Here is an 18,880-nt window from a genome sequence, read left to right on the forward strand (position 1 = left end):
GAATGGAATTCTTTAAAAAAAATCTACCTCCCGAAGAAGGCGATTATTACCTCACTCCTGAAGGGTACAGATGTTTTACAGAACAGTACCACCTTAAAAGAGGTTATTGCTGCAAAAGTGGCTGCAGGCACTGCCCATATGGGTACGACAAAAAAACGGATTCCTTTAAATAAGGGGTTTTCCTTCCTGTTATTGTTTTAGCAACTTAAAGTTATTCCCCGGTTCGGGCCTAACTTCCAGCCCATTAACGTCCAGCGGTATTAAAAACTGTTCTCCCACTTTAAAATTGGGCATTTCATCCTGCAATCCTTCCAGGGTGATGGCACTTCCAATTTCATTCCAGGTAAAAGTACCATCAGTCTTTATAACCTCAAATGTATCTACCTCAGTTTCCAGGTATATTCTTGTTAAATTGAAACTGTTATCTGCATTCAGGGTAATATAGGTTTCTACTGCCCGGCAATCTTTGCAGGAAAGCACTCCACTATAAGTTCCCGCCCAGTCAAGAGAATTACGGGAATTATGCCCATCTGCCAATGGATTATATTCCATGGGCAGGTCGGCAACAGTTGTTTTATTTTGCGAAGGATTTTGACATGAGGTAAACAAAAACAGGGAGAGGATGCTGAGTAAAAGATATTTCATATAATGTATATTTTTTAAATTATGTAAGCCTGATAACTACTGGTTTCCAAAAGCGGGTTAAATTAGAAAATGCCTCATTCATTTTAATAAAGAGTATTAATTTTGTGGTACTTTGAACACCAACCTTACAAAATAAGTTGAAATGAATTTTCAGGATCAAATACTTCAAGGCATCCCTGCTGAATTGCCTTCCCCATACAAATATGATACCACGGTAAATCACGCTCCCCGCCGTAAAAAATTACTTAGTGAAAAAGAAAAAAATCTTGCACTTAGAAATGCGCTAAGGTATTTTAAACCTATACATCATAAAGCTTTACTAGCGGAATTTCGCCAGGAACTTGAAACCTATGGCCGTATCTATATGTACCGTTTTATGCCGGGCTATGAAATGTATGCCCGGGGAGTTGACCAGTATCCCGGTAAGTGCCTGCAGGCCAGGGCTATTATGCTTATGATCCAGAATAACCTGGATCCAAAAGTTGCCCAGCACCCGCATGAGCTAATTACCTACGGTGGAAACGGTGCAGTGTTCCAGAATTGGGCGCAGTATTTACTCGTAATGAAATACCTCGCCGAAATGGAGGAAGATCAAACGCTTGTTATTTATTCGGGTCATCCTATGGGGCTTTTCCCCTCTCATTCCAATGCGCCCAGGGTAGTGGTGACAAATGGGATGATGATCCCAAATTATTCGAAACCCGATGATTGGGAAAAATTCAATGCACTGGGGGTAACCCAATACGGACAAATGACCGCCGGAAGCTATATGTACATTGGCCCGCAGGGAATTGTTCATGGAACAACCATAACCGTGCTGAATGCCCTTCGGAAAATAAATAAAAAACAGGGAGACGGGGCGCTTTTCGTTACTTCCGGCCTTGGTGGCATGAGCGGGGCACAGCCAAAAGCCGGAAATATTGCTGGATGTATTACGGTATGTGCAGAGGTTAATCCTAAAGCCGTTAATACCCGTCACTCCCAGGGCTGGGTAGATGAGGTAATTACAACCTTGCCGGCACTTACCAAACGGGTACGTGAAGCCATAAAAAATAAGGAAGTGGTATCTATCGCTTACCAGGGGAACATTGTAGATGTTTGGGAAGAATTGGACAGGGAGGGCATTCATATAGACCTTGGAAGCGATCAAACCTCCCTGCACAATCCCTGGGCAGGAGGTTACTATCCTGTGGGAATGAGTCTGGAGGAAGCCAATGAATTGATGGCTGAAGATCCTGAAAAATTTAAGGCAAAAGTTCAGGAAAGTCTAAGGCGACAAACCGATGCTATAAATAAACATTCCAAGAAGGGAACTTATTTCTTTGACTACGGAAATGCTTTTTTACTGGAGGCAGCACGTGCCGGAGCAAAAATTTATAAAAATGAGGAGGGCGATTTTATAAGTGCGCCTGTTGAAACAGAAGAAAATGCATCCTGGGCTTACTCTTCCTACGTTCAGGATATTATGGGGCCAATGTGTTTTGATTACGGTTTTGGGCCTTTCAGGTGGGTATGTGCCTCGGGAGAGGAATCAGATCTTGATAAAAGTGATGCCATTGCCACAAGAGTTCTGGAAAAACTTCAGGAAGATGCCCCGGTAGAAATTCAGTCCCAACTCCAGGATAATGTACACTGGATAAAGAGTGCCAAAGAAAACAGGCTGGTAGTGGGATCCAAGGCCCGCATCTTGTATGCCGATGCTGTGGGAAGGATCCAGATTGCCCAGGCTTTTAATGATGCAGTGGCCGCAGGAGAACTGGGCCCGGTAATTCTAGGGAGGGACCATCACGACGTTTCAGGAACAGATTCCCCTTACCGGGAAACCTCCAATATTTATGACGGATCCAGTTTTACAGCAGATATGGCTATACAGAATGTAATAGGAGATTCCTTTAGAGGAGCCACCTGGGTAAGCATTCATAACGGCGGCGGTGTAGGCTGGGGCGAGGTTATTAACGGTGGGTTCGGTATGGTTCTTGATGGTTCTAGAGAGTCTAAAATGAGGTTACGATCCATGTTATTCTGGGATGTAAATAATGGTTTGGCAAGACGTTCCTGGGCCCGGAACAAAGAAGCAGTATTTTCAATAAACAGGGCAATGGAACTTGAACCAAAACTAAAAGTTACTATGCCTAATTTAGTAGAAGATTCCTTATTTTTAGAGTAAACCACAAACCTAAAAACTTATTTTATGAAAATTATTAAAATTACCACGGTATTAGTGCTTCTGGTAGCCTTTATGACCTCCTGCAGTTCGGTTAGGGTAGCATCAGATTATGACCAGAATGCAAATTTTTCACAATACAAAACCTTTGCATTTTTCAAACCCGGCATTGATAAAGCCGAAATATCTGATCTGGATAAAAGAAGGATCTTACGGGCAATTGAAAATGAAATGATCTCCAAAGGATTTACAAAATCTGAAGAGCCGGATCTTTTGGTAAGCATCTTTACCAAAACAAAAGAGAACATCAATATTTACCAGAACAATATGTTTGGATACTATGGCTGGGGATGGAACCCCTGGTATTGGGGAGCAGGTGGCAATACGGTAAACACCACGAGTGAAGGAACCCTTTACCTGGACCTTATTGATGCTGAAAACAAGCAATTGGTTTGGCAGGGAATGGGTACAGCCGCCCTTGCTAAAGAAGTAAATAAAAAGCAGGAACGTATTGATGAGATCGTAAAGAAGATCCTGGAAAAATATCCTCCGGGCGCTAACAGGTAAAAATTTTGAAAGCCTTCCTCCTCCGGAAGGCTTTTTTAATTAAGCATTTTTTGCCCGATGCAAAAATATGTTGTGATTTAGTATCTTTATAACCCGGTTAATACTGTAATCTTATGTTGGAAAATATAGAATCAAATACCATTTTAGATAGATTACCTGCCCATTTAAAGCAGTTTATAAAGCCTCAGAACTATGAGGAATATAATGCTATAAATCAGGCGGTATGGAGATATGTAATGCGCAAAAATGTGGATTATTTAAGTAAAGTTGCCCATCACTCCTATCTTGACGGACTTAAACAAACCGGAATTTCTATAGACAGTATTCCCAATATGTACGGCATGAACCGCATTTTGAAGGAAATTGGCTGGGCAGCGGTTGCGGTAGACGGTTTTATTCCTCCGGCAGCTTTTATGGAATTTCAGGCTTATAACGTACTGGTAATTGCCAGCGACATAAGGCAGCTGGACCATATTGAATACACCCCCGCCCCGGATATTATTCATGAGGGTGCAGGCCACGCACCAATTATTGCAAATCCTGAATACGCCGAATACCTGCGTAGATTTGGAGAAATAGGGTGCAAGGCGATCTCGAGCGCAAGGGATTATGAAATGTATGAGGCGATAAGACATCTTTCCATTATAAAAGAAGCCGAGGATACTCCTGAAGAAGAGATAAAAAAAGCTGAAGAAAAGGTGGAATACCTTCAGAATAATATGGGTGTTCAAAGTGAAATGGCTCAAATAAGAAATCTGCATTGGTGGACGGTTGAATATGGATTGATTGGAACGCCGGAGGATCCCAAGATCTATGGCGCCGGGCTTTTATCCTCCATTGGGGAAAGTGCATGGTGTATGACAGATAAGGTGAAGAAAATACCTTATACTCTTGAAGCTGCGAAACAGGATTTTGATATAACCAAACCCCAGCCGCAATTATATGTAACTCCGGATTTTGCCCATTTAAATATGGTACTGGAGGAATTTGCAAACTCCATGGCGCTGCGCACCGGTGGCCTGGAGGGTATCAATAAATTGATTGAATCCAGGAATATTGGTACTATAGAATTAAGCACGGGGATACAGATCTCCGGAGATTTTACCCGTGTAATATCACAGAAGGGCCAACCTGTATATTTCCAGACAAGCGGAGAGACAGCCCTTTCCTCCAGAGAAAAGGAATTGGTTGGTCATGGTGTAAACAATCATCCCAAAGGTTTTGGATCCCCTGTTGGAAAACTAAAAGGGATCAATCTGGCTATTGAAGATATGAGCCCCCGGGACTTAAGGGCCTATGATATTTATGAAGGCGAAAAGATAAGCTTTGAGTTTGAAGGAGGCATTGTTGTGAAAGGTGAGATAATCACCGGCAGCAGAAATCTACAGGGAAAAATTATTTTAATTAGCCTTAAGAACTGTACTGTTACTTACTTTGATGAAATATTATTCAGGCCGGAATGGGGAAATTATGATATGGCAATCGGGAAACAAATAGTATCGGCATTTGCAGGCCCTGCAGATCCTTATTCCTTTAATCTTATTACCCATACCCCGTCCAGTACCACAATAAAAAGCAAAAGAACTCCTGAAAAGGAAGAACTGGAAGCATTATACTTATCTGTGAGAAATATCAGGAATGGTGAAAACACCAAATTCTCATTACACGCCGTGTTTGATATACTTAAGAAATATCATTCCCGGGACTGGTTGCTACCCGTGGAGATCTATGAACTTGTGTTCGACAGGGAACCAAAATTTGCTGCAGAAATAAAGGAACACCTCGAGAAAATTAAAATTACCCGTCCAGATGTAAGTCATTTGATAGACGGCGGAATGGAACTTGTAGATTCCAATATTGTCGCGTGATAAGGTCCCTAAATTTTTTTGAGTTAGGTTTTTATTGTTTCCAGAGCTTCTGAACTTTGAATAGTATTCCCATTATACTCAAGGGTCCATCCCATTGAATTGGTTAAAATATAGATCTTTTGAAGCTCACTTACCAACCGGTTTTTAGCATTCGTTTTTAAAGATGACTTTTCGATCTTTTCGGTTATTGATTTTTTTATACGCTCCTGGATCTTGTTGTAATCTTTGGCTTCAAATTGATTCAAATAATCCTGGGTAACATCATAATATTGAATATTCGGGTTAATCGTGATCTCTTCTTCAGGAATATAAGTAATAGTAACGGTTTTGGTCTCGGGATTTACCTCAGTTTGAAGTTTACTAAGATCGTAAGCTACAGTAACTTGCGCATTTACTATAATCAGGGCTTTTTTCCGGGCAGAAAGCACATCAAAGTAAAACCGTTTTGAATCATTATAGGAATATACCTGGGCAAAATTCCCTTCTGTAACAACCAACTTCCCTACATTTTTAATTTGTTTTTGAATAAGATCTGTGCTTTCGGTTAATTGATCTCGTTCATTAGTTTTTGTTTCAAAATATTTCCAGGCAAAAAATGCCGCAATTAAAAGTAGCAGGATTGGGATGATCTTCCTCATTTTAACAATTTTTGATAAAGATACAAATTCTTGGGGAGCAGTTGAACCTGCAAGAAAGTGATTGGTAAAGTATATAAATGCAAATAGACGGCCCCACCCGTCTATTTACTTTTAAGTCTAAAATCTACCCCAACAAATTTTAGAAACTTCGCTAAAAAAGACCCTAAAGATTTCTTTATTATCCTTTTAAGCTTATATAAAAATACAATTATTTTCCAGTCCTGCAAAAAAAAATTGTTAAAACAAGAATTAAATTTTTGTTAAGTAAAGGTTTTTACAATGTATATAACAACATCAGGAAAGAAACATTGAATTAATAATATAAAAATAATGATTTTATTAAAAATGTCAAATTTACATTTCTATAAAAATAAAAATCCACTCCTCCGGATGTTCCTAAACCTGCACCAGAACCGCAGCAGAAATCTACTATAAACGCAGAATGGACGATCCCCACCGCCCATTCTGCTGTCTCAATCTTGTACCCCAACAAAGTTTGAAACATTATTATAATATGAGAAAGGCCGCTTGCAACAACCATTTCTTATAACAGGAAAATTAACCGATTCATTATCAGATTATTACCGCTAAAAATTAATTTATTGCTATTTTTACGAAGGCTTCTGTTAATTAAAACCTAAGCCTCTTTAAAATTTATATGAGGAAATTGGGAAATCAATAATTCTATCTTATTCTTAAGATCGCTCAAAAAATTCTGGTGGGCAAGGGAGTTTTTGTTGAAAGGGCGATGGGAAAGTCCTCTTTGAATTTGTTCAATTTCCTTTAAAATATTTACGGTTTCTTCCGTACACCAGGCGGTAATGAATTTATACCATATAAACCTGATGGCGGTCGCATTAGGATGCAACATATCTTCCGCATAAAAACGGTAATCCCTCAATTCATCTATCATAATTTCATAGGAAGGAAAATATACCGCTGGTGCCTCCGGTATATTCAAAACCTGATGAAGGGCACTTATTAAATGCGCCTTACTTTGCTGATTTTCCACTACTCCATCTTTCAGGTGGCGTACCGGGGAAATTGTAAAAATAATTTGTGCGCTGCCATTGAGGCGTTTTAAAGAGGAAATAAGTGATTGAAGAGAGCTTTCTAATTCTTCAACGGAGGTTATTTCTTTGTGGAAATTATGTTGGGGCAGTTTGTGACAATTGGCAACTGCTTCATTTGACTCACGGGTTTTGTAAACCCAGGAAGTTCCAAGGGTTAAAATTATATGGGTGGCATATTTTAAAAATTCAAGACTTTTCAAAGATTGTTCATTCAGCCGGTTTAAAAACCTGTCTTTTTCAGGATCACTTAACACCGAATGGGCTGCAAATGAATGCCAGCGTTCATTATGAAAGAAAATATCCTCTTCAGTATATGCAAAGCCCTTTTCTGCTCTTAGAATAAATTGTTCCAATATGAGAGGATGATACAGGATCCCAAATGGATTGCGAAAATTTTGAAATTTGTAATAATCAAGTTGTTCCCCAATATTTTCCACAAAACAAGAACCCAATAAGAAGATCTTGGAATTGTGATCTATTTTTGGATCCTGAGGTTTTACGGGTACCGGCGTTGTAAGTTTCATATTTTAAAAAAACCCTTAGAGTCCTAAGAAATTAAGGATATGATGTTTTTATTCCAGAATCGCACGGGCATTTTCCAGTGCTTCCTCAATACCGGCGGGGTTTTTACCCCCGGCAGTAGCAAAAAATGGCTGTCCGCCACCGCCACCCTGGATAAATCTTCCAAGGTCTTTCACAACCTTCCCGGCATTCAGGTCTCTCTCTGCTACAAGTTCTTTTGAAATATAACAGGATAACAGGGCTTTTCCATCCTGCTCACTCGCCAGCAACAGAAACAGGTTTTGTACATTATCACCCAGTTGAAATGCAAGATCCTTAATGCCTCCTGCATCCAGGTCAACTTTTTTGGCAAGAAATTTTACCCCGTTTACAACTTCTAATTCGTTTTGTAAATCTGCTTTGAGATTTTTGGCCTTATCACGCAGCAATATCTCTATCTGCTTTTTAAGCGTATTATTCTCTTCCTGAAGAGAATTTATAGCTTTCACAGGATCTTTAGTGTTCTTAAGTTCGGTTCTAATTTCCTGCATCAGTTTTTCCTGAGTAGAGAAATATTTTTGAACAGCCTCGCCGGTAATGGCTTCAATTCTCCTTATTCCTGCTGCTACAGCACCTTCTGACGTAATCTTAAAATGCCATATGTCCCCGGTATTTTTCACGTGGGTTCCACCGCATAGTTCAATGGATTCGCCAAACCTGATAGCTCTTACGGTTTCTCCATATTTTTCCCCAAAAAGTGCTATTGCCCCCTTGTCTACTGCTTCCTGAAATGGCAGGTCACGATTTTCATCCAGTGCTATTTGTTCCTTTATTTTCTCATTCACGAAATCTTCAACCTGCCTTAATTCTTCTGTAGAAACTTTACTGAAGTGGGAAAAATCAAATCTTAAATGGTCGTGGTTTACCATAGAACCTTTTTGTTCTACGTGGGTCCCCAGCACAAGTCGTAGTCCCTGGTGAAGCAGGTGCGTAGCCGAATGATTTGCCTGGGTTCTCAGCCTTTTACTTTGATCTACCACCGCCATAAAATTCGCGTTCACATCATCCGGCAGATTTTTGGAAAAATGAATGATCAGGTTGTTCTCTTTTTTGGTATCGGTGATCTTTATATTTTCACCAGCTGGGGTAATTAAAATCCCTTTATCCCCAACCTGTCCCCCACCTTCTGGGTAAAAAGGGGTGTTATCAAAAACCAACTGGTACAACTCACCGTCTTTCTTGCTGTCCACTTTCCTGTACCGGGTTAATTTTACCCCCGCTTCCAAAGTATCGTATCCCACAAAGGGAATTTCCTTCTCATTTCCAAGTATTTGCCAGTCACCCGCAGTTACTACCGAGGCCGCCCTGGATCGGTTTTTTTGTTGTTGTAATTCCTCATTGAATTCCTTTTCATCCAGGTCATAGCCTCGTTCCCGTAGGATAAGCGCTGTTAAATCTATAGGAAAACCAAATGTGTCATATAGTTCAAAGGCCTTTTTCCCCGATACTGTTTTACCTTCAGTTTTTTCAATTATATTTTCAAGCAATACCAGTCCCTGGTCCAGGGTTCTTAAAAAAGATTGCTCCTCTTCCCTTATCACATTTTCTACAAGGGTCTTTTGAGACTTTAATTCCGGGAAGGATTCGCCCATCTGGGTGCTAAGGGTATCCACCAGTTTATAAATAAAAGGCTCCTTGGTATCAAGGAAGGTAAAGCCGTAACGTATGGCCCTTCTAAGTATCCTTCTTATCACATATCCCGCACCGGTATTTCCGGGGAGCTGCCCATCTGCAATAGAAAAAGAAACCGCCCGCAGGTGATCTGCGATTACCCTTACCGCGATATCTGTCTTCTCATCTTTACCATATACAGTTCCTGTAACCTTTTCAATACTTTGAATGAGAGGCGTAAAAACATCGGTATCATAATTGGATTTTTTATCCTGAAGTACCATACACAGCCTTTCAAAGCCCATCCCGGTATCTACATGTTGAGCGGGTAATTTTTCCAGACTTCCGTTCGCCTTTCGGTTAAATTCAATAAATACAAGGTTCCAGATTTCAACAACCTGGGGATGATCTGCATTTACAAGGCTACGCCCCGGTATTTTTGCTTTCTCTTCCGCAGAACGTATATCTACGTGAATTTCAGAAGAAGGTCCACAGGGACCCTGATCTCCCATCTCCCAGAAATTATCTTTTTTATTTCCGAAAATAATGCGCTCTTCCGGAACTATTTTTTTCCAAAGTTCCAGGGCTTCATGGTCCATATCCAGATTATCCTCTTCACTTCCCTCAAATACCGAAACATACAGGATCTCCTTATCTATCCCGTATACCTGGGTTAACAATTCCCATGCCCACTCAATAGCCTCCTTTTTAAAATAATCTCCAAAGCTCCAGTTACCCAGCATTTCAAACATAGTATGGTGATAGGTATCCATCCCCACCTCCTCCAGGTCATTATGCTTACCGCTTACTCTTAAACACTTTTGGGTATCTGTGATACGTGGATATTTTGGCACCGTATTACCTAAAAAATATTCCTTGAACTGGTTCATTCCCGCATTGGTAAACATTAAGGTGGGGTCATCCTTAATAACCATAGGTGCAGATGGAACAATGGTATGCGATTTCGACTTAAAAAAGTCGAGATATGTAGAGCGTATCTCCTTAGATTTCATAATGCCTATTAAGGTCTAATGATTATTAAATTATGCCGGTGAGAAAACAATTTTTATATTTGTTCGTTTCTCATTAGCTCTGCAAGATTTTTGCGATTGCTAATACCCGCAAAAATAGCATAATTTTAATTTATGTCGAAGGTTAAATATTATTACGATAGCGAAACACTTTCTTACCAAAAAATCGAGCGCAAAAAGGGCCGAAGGTTGGGAATTGCCCTATTAAGCCTGGTAGCAATATTCCTGGCGGCCTTTATTTTACTGGTTGTTTATCTAAATTTACCTCAAATACAAACTCCTAAGGAGAAAGCATTAAAACGGGAACTTACCAATATGCAATTGCAGTATGGAATGCTAAACCGCAAAATGGATCAGATCCAGGATGTGCTTGGCAATATTGAGGACCGTGACAATAATATATACAGACTATATTTTGAATCTAATCCCATTCCCGAAGAACAGCGCAGGGCAGGTTTTGGTGGGGTAAACCGCTACAGGAACCTGGAAGGCTATGATAACTCAAAACTTATCATGGAAACCACCCAGCGTATGGATATACTCACCAAGCAAATAGTGGTACAGTCCAGGTCCCTGGATGAAATTGCCGAGCTGGCCAAGGAAAAGGAACAGTTGCTCTCTGCCATTCCAGCAATACAGCCGGTGCGTAATGAGAATCTTAAAAGGATCGCCTCGGGGTTTGGATGGAGAAATGACCCTTTTACCAAGGTAAAAAAATTCCATTATGGGATGGACTTTACAGCTCCCAGGGGTACGCCGGTATATGCCACCGGAGATGGGCGAATTGAGCGGGCAGATAACAGGGCAACAGGGTATGGAAACCACATAAGGCTGGATCACGGCTATGGTTATACCAGTCTTTATGCTCATTTATACAAATACAATGTGCGGGTTGGCCAGCGGGTGAAACGCGGGGATGTTATAGGTTTTGTTGGAAGTACCGGCCGCTCTGAAGCGCCACACCTTCACTATGAGATCTATAAGGATGGAGAAAGGATTAACCCTATCAATTTCTACTACGGAAATCTTTCTCCGGAAGAATTTGACCAGGTATTACAACAGGCACAACAGGAAAACCAATCTCTGGATTAATGCATATAAATCTACCGGAAAAACGATATTATGCCATTGGCGAGGTAGCTGAAGCTTTTGGCGTAAACACATCACTTATTAGATTCTGGGAAAAAGAGTTTGAAGCTTTAAAACCTAAAAAGAACGCTAAAGGTAACCGGTTGTTCACTCCACAGGACATTAAAAATCTGGAATTGATCTATCACCTGGTAAAAGAGCGTGGGTTTACCCTGGAAGGCGCAAAAACACATTTAAAGGAGGAAAAGAAAAAAACTCTTACTAACTTTGAAATAATAAGAAAACTACAAGGCGTCAAAGCCGAACTAACTAACCTGAAAAACAATCTTTAAAATGAAAAACTGGCTAATCCCTGTAATTGTAATAGTAGTTCTTGGAATTATTGTTTATAGTTTAACCGTTGGTTTTAACAATACTGCAATTGAAAAGCAGGAAGATGCACGTTTGGCATGGGCCAATGTGGAAAGCTCGTACCAGCGAAGAAATGACCTTATTACCAATCTGGTCAATACCGTACAGGGAGCTGCAGATTTTGAAAGAGGTACACTTACAGATGTTATTGAAGCAAGATCAAGAGCAACCCAGGTTACAGTAGATCCCTCCAATATCACCCCGGAACAATTAGCGCAATTCCAGCAGGCCCAAAGCGGGGTATCCTCTGCTTTATCAAGATTATTAGTTACAGTAGAGCGTTATCCTGATATAAAGGCAAATCAAAATTTCCTGCAATTGCAATCACAGCTGGAAGGTACAGAGAACAGGATCAATGTGGCCCGGGACAGGTATAATGCCTCTGTGAGGGAATACAATACCTACATACGTAAATTCCCGAATTCCATGTTTGCCGGAATGTTTGGATTTGATCAAATGGCACGTTACGAAGCCGATGCGGGATCTGAGAATGCCCCCGAGGTAGATTTTAATTTCTAAGATATAATTTCCATGAGCAAAGTAGAAGACTTTCTTTCAGCCAAAGAGGAAGGAGAAGTAATTGAGGCCATACGACTGGCCGAAAGTGAAACCTCTGGCGAGATAAGGGTTCACCTTGAAAAATCTCATGGAGATAAAGATATTTTTGAGCGGTCTATGGAGGTCTTCCATCTGCTGAAAATGGACAATACCAAGCTTTCCAATGGGGTGCTAATTTATGTGGCGGTAGAAGACCGCGATTTTGTCATCTATGGCGATAAAGGTATCAATGATGTAGTGCCAACCGATTTTTGGGAAAGTACCAAAGATATCATCGTTGCAAGGTTTAAAGAGGGCAATTATAAACAGGGACTTATTGAAGGGATCTTAAAAGCCGGTGAGCAGTTAAAAGCCCATTTCCCATGGAGTGAAAATATTAATGAACTCCCCAACACCATATCCAGAGGAAATGCGACAAAGGAATAAATTACTCTTATTTACCTTATTTTTAATAATTGCCTATTCCCTGCCGGGCTTTGCCCAACGGGAAATCCCGCCCAGGCCTTCCAACCAGACCAGTGTTTATGATGAGGCAGATGTGCTAACAGCTTCGGAAGAGCAAATGCTGGAGCAAAAGCTTATCAATTATGCCGATACCACTTCAACGCAAATCGTTGTTGTGACCATAAAATCCCTTGAAGGAGAATATGAAGGAATTTATGCGGCCGAATGGGCGCACGCCTGGGGAATTGGACAGGCAAAGGAAGATAATGGATTGCTGATACTTCTTTCAGAAGGCGATAGAAAAATATGGATCACTACCGGGTATGGCCTCGAGGAATATCTTACCGATGCTACAACCAAAGACATTATTGAAAACATCATTTTACCTGAATTTCGCACTAACAGCTATTATGGCGGGTTGGACAAAGGGACCTCGGCGATCTTCCAGGTCCTTAACGGAACATTTCAGGGTTCACGCCCAAAATCATCGGGCGGAACTGGTATACCTGTACATTTACTTATCCTGGGGATCTTTTTCCTAATCTTCCTTTTCTCATTAAGCAATAAGAACAAAGGGAAAGGTGGCCCCGGAAGCCGGAGAGGCATGGGTGGCTCCCTGCTGGACGTTATTATTCTAAGCAGCCTTGGCCGCGGCGGATTTGGAGGCGGCAGTGGTGGCTTTGGTGGTGGCGGTGGCTTTGGCGGCGGCGGAGGATTTGGTGGTGGCTTCGGCGGTGGAGGCTTTGGTGGCGGCGGTGCCGGGGGAAGCTGGTAGTTTTAGTAGTGAGTATTGAGTATTGAGTATTGAGTAGTGAGGAGTCATTAGTCTTTAGTCGTTAGACGTTAGACGGTAAAATCTAGAATCTAGAAGCTAGACTGTAGTAAAATTTCCAGATTCCAGAGGTATAACTCTATTTTTAGACCTAAAGTGCTATTCCAGTTTGGCCTCTTTCCACTTTAACTTTTTTCCTCTTTAACTCTTTTCCCTTTTACCTCTTTTATTTTTTACCTCTTTTCCTTTTTACCTCTTTAACTTTAAAAATAACCTACATTCTCATCATCCTCACTCCTCCTCTGCCTGCGTTGGGATCTTTTCCTCCAAACTTGCTTATTTTATAGGTAAAGCTGAGCATTGCATAACGTCTTAAAATAAGATTTTGCGTATCCTGTATAAAATCATCCCCCACAATTCTTTGAGTAGATACGTTTTCATTCAGCATATCATATACTTTGAATTTAAGGGTGGCATTATCTTTCAGGAATTTATAACCAAGGCTCACGTTCCATAAGAAAGCCGTATTATCAAATCCCGGAGAGACATTTCCGAAGTAATTATAAGAGATATCGTTCCCCAACACAAAATTCTTAGGCCAGAAGGTGGTTGCTTCAAGGGAAATGCTATGGTTGGTGAAATTCTCATTCCTGTTGGAATTAATATCATACTGCGTTTCAGTAAAGGTTAACTGGTATCCCGGATTAAAAGAAAAATAATCCTCTATGGCCCAGGTAAAACTGGCTGAAGGTCTTAAACTATATCTTTCAGCTTTAAACTGCACCCCGTTGGTAAACCCAATATTCCTGTCATAATTCCCATTTAATCCCATGCGGTAACTAAATTCCCTCTTTTCTTTTTTGAATTGTTTGGAAAATGATCCCCCGGCATTGGCATTTATGGCACCATCTACGTTGGCATAGGTGGTTGTCCTTATAAGGTCCTCATTGGTAGTTGTAACCGGTACAATGCTGTTATCTGTAAAAGTTATTGATCCATAACTAAAGAATCCGCTGCGTTTGGCAAAATCATAATTACGGTATCCACCTCTAAGGGTTTGTGTAAATGTGGGTCTGAGATCGGGATTACCACGAATTATATTCAACGGGTTGGTTTGGTTAACAACGGGTTGTAATTGCCTTATGGAGGGTACTCCCGCATCACTGTTATAATTAAGGTAAATACTCTTGGATCTTGTGATCTCATATCGCACATTGGCTCTGAGGAAAAGATTGTCATAAGAATTGGAAAATGAACCTTCCTGTAGAAAATTGGTGTTTTCAAGGGTAGTATTGAGCCACCCTATTTCAGATCCCAGTCTCCATTTCTCACCTTCGTAGTTCATTCCTATATTAGGAATATTTTTAATGCTTCTGGATTTAAAATCACTGCTGAGTACCTCGTTATAGGTATTGCTAAAATTACCTGCCTGGTCCAGGTCATATACATACCTGGAATTGGTGGAGCCGGTGGTGGTGAAGTCATAGGAAGCATCCAGAAAAAGTTTGGTGGCCATCACAAATCTTTGGGTAGCACCAATGGAATAGGTATTTTCATTTTGATCCTCATCTATGAACTGGTTTTGAATCTCTACATTTTCCTGGTCTCCAAAAAACCGACTTTCAGAATAAAAATAATTTTCATTTTCCTGCAACCGGTGGCGGTTTTCAAAATCTATCTGCGTATAAGCCCCGCGGTTTCCATAACGCCTTATAACATCCAGGCGGTTGCTGAAGTTTCTGCTTTCAAGATATTCATCATCCAGGATCTCTGTAGAATTTACAAGTTCTCTGTTCTCATTTAAAGAAGATGCATTGTTGCTGCGATTGGAATACCCGTTATTTGAATTGAACCTGGGAGAAAATGAAATACGCGTTAAAGTGTCCGGTTTAAATTCAAATCTGGCACTTGCCCTGTGGCTGTCATTCACAAGGTTTCCGGCGCTGGTAGAATTATAAAAAAAGCGGGAATTGGGCAGGATGTTTTCTCTTTCAATAACCGTTAAAGTCTCTGTATCATTCCTTCCGAAGAAATAATCGGCATTCAATTCCACCTTCTTCCCCCATTCATTTACAAAATTTATCCCGGCTGTTTCGGCTTTGGTGATCCCGCCGCCCATATTGCCAAAGTTCATCCCGTTAATTCCGAAAGAACCCCCACCTCCACCACTGGTCATGGTAAAACTACGGGCATTTCTACCCATCATATCAAATACCTCATCAAAACTGAAGCCCGAGCTGTTTATATTGTTGGAGCTGGCGAGCACGCTTACCCGCAGCTTATCTTTAAAATAATTCCCAATCCCGCTAAGCTCATAACGGTCATCTGTTCCACCTCCGGCCGTGGCACGGGCAAAATAGCCTTTGTTCTTATCTTCCTGAATGGTGATATTAATGGTCTTATCGTCCGGATTTCCGGCCTTACCGGTAAATTCCTCACTTCGCGTGCGGGTATCTGTCACTTGTATTTTATCAATGATCTCCTTCGGCAAATTTTTGGTAGCGATCTTGGGATCATTCCCGAAGAATTCCTTTCCGTTCACCAGGATACGGGAAACAGGTTTACCGTTTACAGTAATATTCCCCTGGGTATCCACTTCAACTCCTGGTAATTTTCGCATTAATTCTTCCAGATTGGCATCGGGACGGGTTGCGAATGAGGCTGCATTAAATTCCAGCGTGTCCTTTTTAATGGTAATAGGCGCCCGGCTTCCGGTTAATTGTATCTCGTCCAGGGTATTATCTGCCTCTTCCAGCTGGATATTTCCAAGGTTTTTTACTAATCCGTCTTCAAAGGATATTTTTTGACGGTACAACTGGAAACCAGTAAAGGACACATAAAAGTCCAGATTTTTTGCTGAAGTATTTCCTGTAATTCGAAAATCTCCGTCTTTTTCTGAAATGGTATAGCTTACCAGGGTACTGTCGGCAGGATTTTCCACATATACCGTAGCTGCCTCCAGGGGAAGGTTTGTTCCATTTTCAGTAATTTTTCCGGTGAGTTCAAAATTTTGGGCGGTGATTTGCAGGGAGAGTACACAAAACAACAACGTAAATAAAATTTTCTTCATTGGGAGGATAAGGTGATAAAATTAAAAAGGTCCTAACATATAATGTTAAGACCTTGTATAATTCTAATGGTTTAATGATAAATTATTTTTTTCTGAAATAAACTGAAACAGGAACGCCCATAAAATCGAATTCTTCCCTTAATTTATTCTCCAGGTAACGTTTATAGGGTTCCCGAACGTATTGCGGCAGGTTACAGAAAAATGCAAACTGGGGTTGCGGTGTTGGTAACTGCATACAATATTTGATCTTAACGTATTTACCTTTCCAGGCCGGGGGCGGATAATGCTCTATAATAGGCAACATCCTGTCATTAAGCTCACTGGTCTTGATTTTTTTGCTGCGGTTTTTAAAGACCTCAACGGCAGTTTCTATAGCTTTGAAAATTCGCTGTTTGGTCAAAACAGACATAAAGATTATTGGCACATCTGTAAAAGGCTCAATTTCCTTCCTTATATCGGCTTCATAATTTTTCAATGTATTGGTTTCCTTATCCTCAACAAGGTCCCATTTATTAACCAGGATCACAATCCCTTTGCGGTTGCGCTGTGCCAGCCAGAAAATATTTTGCACCTGCCCGTCAAAACCACGGGTGGCATCCATAATGATCAAACACACATCGCAATTTTCAATAGCACGTACAGAACGCATAACCGAGTAGAACTCAAGATCTTCCTTCACTTTGGATTTTCTCCTAATTCCTGCAGTATCTACCAGGTTGAATTCAAATCCAAACCTGTTATACTTTGTATCAATAGCATCTCTTGTAGTCCCGGCTATATCTGTTACAATGTAACGGTCTTCTCCAATAAGGGCATTTATAAAAGAAGATTTTCCTGCGTTAGGCCTTCCCACTACCGCAAAGCGCGGTAATTCAGTTTCCTCATCTTCTTCCAGTTCCGGCAAAGATTCTACCAGGGCGTCAAGTAATTCGCCCGTACCGCTACCGCTGGTACTCGCAATGGGATAGAAATTTCCCAGTCCAAGGGAATAAAACTCTACAGCATTTTCAAGGCGTTTTGCATTATCAACCTTGTTTACCACAAGGAAAACCGGTTTTTTTACCTTCCGAAGAAGTTTTGCAACATCTTCATCCATGCCCGTGATGCCGGATTCCACATCTACCATGAAAATAATGGCATCTGCCTCATCAATGGCAAGTTCTACCTGCTTATCAATTTCACTTTCAAATACATCATCACTACCTTTTACATAACCCCCTGTATCAATAAGGGAAAAGGTCCTTCCATTCCAGTCAGATTTTCCATAGTTCCGGTCACGGGTCACCCCGCTCACGGCATCCACGATCGCCTCCCGGCGCTGGATCATTCGGTTAAAAAAAGTGGATTTACCTACGTTAGGTCTCCCTACAATGGCTACTATATTGCCCATACTGACTTCAATCTTTTATTAATGTGCAAAAATAGGGCTTTTTGGTTGAATATTATTGGGGAGGTCTTCAGAATTTAAAAACATTCCCGGGCATTCTTCTAAAATACCTAAAAGTTTCATTTTCAAAGAAAAGAATCTTAAAACCCGCATCTCTTTTAATGCAGATGAACTGTAGGATTGAGCATTAAATAAAGTTTATAAAAATTTTAAAACAATTGGCCGCTATAATCTTTACCTTGAAGGAATTGAGGAAAAATCCTTGTTATAAAATACGCATAACGCGGTTACGGGGATTGGGGTTTTTAAGATTTACCCCCAATACCAATTGGAAACCAATAATAACAATTAATAAAATAATCCAGATGAAAAATGTAAAATTAGCTGTGATCTACTATAGTTCTACCGGGACCAATTACCAACTTGCTCAATGGGCTGAACAGGCAGGAAAAGATGCAGGGGCAGCAGAAGTCAAACTCCTTAAAATTGCCGAGACGGCTCCTAAAGAGGCTATTGCTGAAAATAAAGACTGGAAAGCCCATCTCGAGGCCACGAAGGATGTACCTGAAGTTTCCCTAAAAGACCTGGAATGGGCAGATGCCGTAATATTTAGTGCACCCACCCGGTATGGGAACTTGCCTTCACAGGTTGCGGCCTTCTTTGATACTACCGGCGGACTCTGGTTCACAGGGAAACTCGCCAATAAGGTGGTAAGTGGGATGACCAGCGCCCAGAACCTGCACGGGGGCCAGGAAACTACTCTTTTATCCCTATACAAAACTATGCATCACTGGGGTGCTATTGTAGCCGCTCCGGGATATACAGATGAAGTTCTTTTTGCCGCCGGCGGGAATCCCTATGGGGTAAGTGTTGCTGCGGGGAAAGAAAACCTTCCAGATAAGGTAAGGAAAGCGGTAGTACATCAAACTGAAAGGACCCTGCAGCTTGCAGGATGGATTAAGAGTGGCAATACTCAGAAATAAAGGCTAAA

16 protein-coding genes are annotated in these 18,880 nt (G+C 40.9%); 10 read left to right on the forward strand and 6 right to left on the reverse strand.

Annotated features, from left to right (window positions below):
• The first annotated feature begins 2 nt into the window (after positions 1 to 2).
• Entirely contained in the window at positions 3 to 173 is a 171-nt protein-coding gene (locus FK178_RS15460; RefSeq protein WP_168194570.1) for a DUF5522 domain-containing protein, read from the forward strand.
• Between the two features lie 16 nt (positions 174 to 189).
• Here the strand turns inward: FK178_RS15460 and FK178_RS07440 are convergent, their stop codons facing one another.
• On the reverse strand, positions 190 to 645 hold the full coding sequence (locus FK178_RS07440; RefSeq protein ID WP_146832952.1) for a copper resistance protein NlpE: 456 nt from the start codon (positions 643 to 645) through the stop codon (positions 190 to 192).
• 142 nt (positions 646 to 787) lie between these two features.
• On the opposite strand from FK178_RS07440, the gene FK178_RS07445 reads away from it, so the two are divergent.
• From FK178_RS07445 to FK178_RS07455, 3 genes are all read left to right on the forward strand, one after another.
• On the forward strand, positions 788 to 2,812 hold the full coding sequence (locus FK178_RS07445; RefSeq protein WP_146832955.1) for a urocanate hydratase: 2,025 nt from the start codon (positions 788 to 790) through the stop codon (positions 2,810 to 2,812).
• A 24-nt stretch (positions 2,813 to 2,836) separates the two neighbouring features.
• A complete protein-coding gene (locus FK178_RS07450) occupies positions 2,837 to 3,376 on the forward strand; it encodes a DUF4136 domain-containing protein (protein ID WP_146832958.1) in 540 nt (179 codons plus the stop codon).
• A 113-nt stretch (positions 3,377 to 3,489) separates the two neighbouring features.
• Complete coding sequence (locus FK178_RS07455; protein ID WP_146832961.1) at positions 3,490 to 5,244, forward strand: aromatic amino acid hydroxylase; 1,755 nt, start codon at positions 3,490 to 3,492, stop codon at positions 5,242 to 5,244.
• 23 nt (positions 5,245 to 5,267) lie between these two features.
• Here the strand turns inward: FK178_RS07455 and FK178_RS07460 are convergent, their stop codons facing one another.
• The 3 genes from FK178_RS07460 to alaS form a co-directional block, all read right to left on the reverse strand.
• A complete protein-coding gene (locus FK178_RS07460) occupies positions 5,268 to 5,882 on the reverse strand; it encodes a DUF4230 domain-containing protein (protein ID WP_146832964.1) in 615 nt (204 codons plus the stop codon).
• A 637-nt stretch (positions 5,883 to 6,519) separates the two neighbouring features.
• On the reverse strand, positions 6,520 to 7,479 hold the full coding sequence (locus tag FK178_RS07465; protein WP_146832967.1) for a GSCFA domain-containing protein: 960 nt from the start codon (positions 7,477 to 7,479) through the stop codon (positions 6,520 to 6,522).
• A gap of 48 nt (positions 7,480 to 7,527) precedes the next feature.
• Positions 7,528 to 10,140 (reverse strand): alanine--tRNA ligase, encoded by a 2,613-nt coding sequence (gene alaS, locus FK178_RS07470; RefSeq protein ID WP_146832970.1) that lies wholly within the window; start codon positions 10,138 to 10,140, stop codon positions 7,528 to 7,530.
• Between the two features lie 132 nt (positions 10,141 to 10,272).
• Between alaS and FK178_RS07475 the strand changes: the two genes are divergently transcribed.
• From FK178_RS07475 to FK178_RS07495, 5 genes are read left to right on the forward strand one after another with little or no spacing between them, the layout of a single operon-like run.
• Positions 10,273 to 11,250 (forward strand): M23 family metallopeptidase, encoded by a 978-nt coding sequence (locus FK178_RS07475; protein WP_146832973.1) that lies wholly within the window; start codon positions 10,273 to 10,275, stop codon positions 11,248 to 11,250.
• On the forward strand, positions 11,250 to 11,579 hold the full coding sequence (locus FK178_RS07480) for a MerR family transcriptional regulator (protein ID WP_146832976.1): 330 nt from the start codon (positions 11,250 to 11,252) through the stop codon (positions 11,577 to 11,579). The genes FK178_RS07475 and FK178_RS07480 overlap by 1 nt, the downstream gene beginning before the upstream one ends.
• A 1-nt stretch (position 11,580) precedes the next feature.
• The gene (locus FK178_RS07485) at positions 11,581 to 12,177 is read left to right on the forward strand and encodes a LemA family protein (RefSeq protein WP_146832979.1); all 597 of its coding nucleotides are present in this window, start codon (positions 11,581 to 11,583) and stop codon (positions 12,175 to 12,177) included.
• 12 nt (positions 12,178 to 12,189) lie between these two features.
• On the forward strand, positions 12,190 to 12,642 hold the full coding sequence (locus FK178_RS07490) for a TPM domain-containing protein (protein WP_146832982.1): 453 nt from the start codon (positions 12,190 to 12,192) through the stop codon (positions 12,640 to 12,642).
• Positions 12,626 to 13,435: a TPM domain-containing protein gene (locus tag FK178_RS07495; protein ID WP_146832985.1), complete on the forward strand. Its 810-nt coding sequence runs from the start codon at positions 12,626 to 12,628 to the stop codon at positions 13,433 to 13,435. The genes FK178_RS07490 and FK178_RS07495 overlap by 17 nt, the downstream gene beginning before the upstream one ends.
• 271 nt (positions 13,436 to 13,706) lie before the next feature.
• Here the strand turns inward: FK178_RS07495 and FK178_RS07500 are convergent, their stop codons facing one another.
• Both FK178_RS07500 and der read right to left on the reverse strand, forming a co-directional pair.
• Positions 13,707 to 16,502: an outer membrane beta-barrel protein gene (locus FK178_RS07500; protein ID WP_146832988.1), complete on the reverse strand. Its 2,796-nt coding sequence runs from the start codon at positions 16,500 to 16,502 to the stop codon at positions 13,707 to 13,709.
• Positions 16,503 to 16,584: 82 nt separating this feature from the next.
• Positions 16,585 to 17,892, reverse strand: coding sequence for a ribosome biogenesis GTPase Der (der, locus tag FK178_RS07505; protein ID WP_146832992.1), 1,308 nt, complete (start codon positions 17,890 to 17,892; stop codon positions 16,585 to 16,587).
• 362 nt (positions 17,893 to 18,254) lie between these two features.
• Here der and FK178_RS07510 point away from each other — a divergent pair, with 362 nt between their 5' ends.
• Positions 18,255 to 18,872 (forward strand): NAD(P)H-dependent oxidoreductase, encoded by a 618-nt coding sequence (locus tag FK178_RS07510; RefSeq protein ID WP_146832995.1) that lies wholly within the window; start codon positions 18,255 to 18,257, stop codon positions 18,870 to 18,872.
• Positions 18,873 to 18,880: the final 8 nt, after the last annotated feature.

Source organism: Antarcticibacterium arcticum (assembly GCF_007993795.1).
Classification (GTDB): Bacteria; Bacteroidota; Bacteroidia; order Flavobacteriales; family Flavobacteriaceae; genus Gillisia; species Gillisia arctica.

Excerpts from the sequence above, each read along its gene's own strand:
- FK178_RS07480 (WP_146832976.1), top strand. The coding sequence starts at position 11,250 with ATGCATATAAATCTACCGGAAAAACGATATTATGCCATTGGCGAGGTA.
- FK178_RS07500 (WP_146832988.1), bottom strand. The coding sequence starts at position 16,502 with ATGAAGAAAATTTTATTTACGTTGTTGTTTTGTGTACTCTCCCTGCAA.
- FK178_RS07450 (WP_146832958.1), top strand. The coding sequence starts at position 2,837 with ATGAAAATTATTAAAATTACCACGGTATTAGTGCTTCTGGTAGCCTTT.
- FK178_RS07485 (WP_146832979.1), top strand. The coding sequence starts at position 11,581 with ATGAAAAACTGGCTAATCCCTGTAATTGTAATAGTAGTTCTTGGAATT.
- FK178_RS15460 (WP_168194570.1), top strand. The coding sequence starts at position 3 with ATGGAATTCTTTAAAAAAAATCTACCTCCCGAAGAAGGCGATTATTAC.
- FK178_RS07510 (WP_146832995.1), top strand. The coding sequence starts at position 18,255 with ATGAAAAATGTAAAATTAGCTGTGATCTACTATAGTTCTACCGGGACC.
- FK178_RS07475 (WP_146832973.1), top strand. The coding sequence starts at position 10,273 with ATGTCGAAGGTTAAATATTATTACGATAGCGAAACACTTTCTTACCAA.
- FK178_RS07445 (WP_146832955.1), top strand. The coding sequence starts at position 788 with ATGAATTTTCAGGATCAAATACTTCAAGGCATCCCTGCTGAATTGCCT.
- FK178_RS07440 (WP_146832952.1), bottom strand. The coding sequence starts at position 645 with ATGAAATATCTTTTACTCAGCATCCTCTCCCTGTTTTTGTTTACCTCA.
- FK178_RS07490 (WP_146832982.1), top strand. The coding sequence starts at position 12,190 with ATGAGCAAAGTAGAAGACTTTCTTTCAGCCAAAGAGGAAGGAGAAGTA.
- der (WP_146832992.1), bottom strand. The coding sequence starts at position 17,892 with ATGGGCAATATAGTAGCCATTGTAGGGAGACCTAACGTAGGTAAATCC.
- FK178_RS07455 (WP_146832961.1), top strand. The coding sequence starts at position 3,490 with ATGTTGGAAAATATAGAATCAAATACCATTTTAGATAGATTACCTGCC.
- FK178_RS07495 (WP_146832985.1), top strand. The coding sequence starts at position 12,626 with ATGCGACAAAGGAATAAATTACTCTTATTTACCTTATTTTTAATAATT.
- FK178_RS07460 (WP_146832964.1), bottom strand. The coding sequence starts at position 5,882 with ATGAGGAAGATCATCCCAATCCTGCTACTTTTAATTGCGGCATTTTTT.
- FK178_RS07465 (WP_146832967.1), bottom strand. The coding sequence starts at position 7,479 with ATGAAACTTACAACGCCGGTACCCGTAAAACCTCAGGATCCAAAAATA.
- alaS (WP_146832970.1), bottom strand. The coding sequence starts at position 10,140 with ATGAAATCTAAGGAGATACGCTCTACATATCTCGACTTTTTTAAGTCG.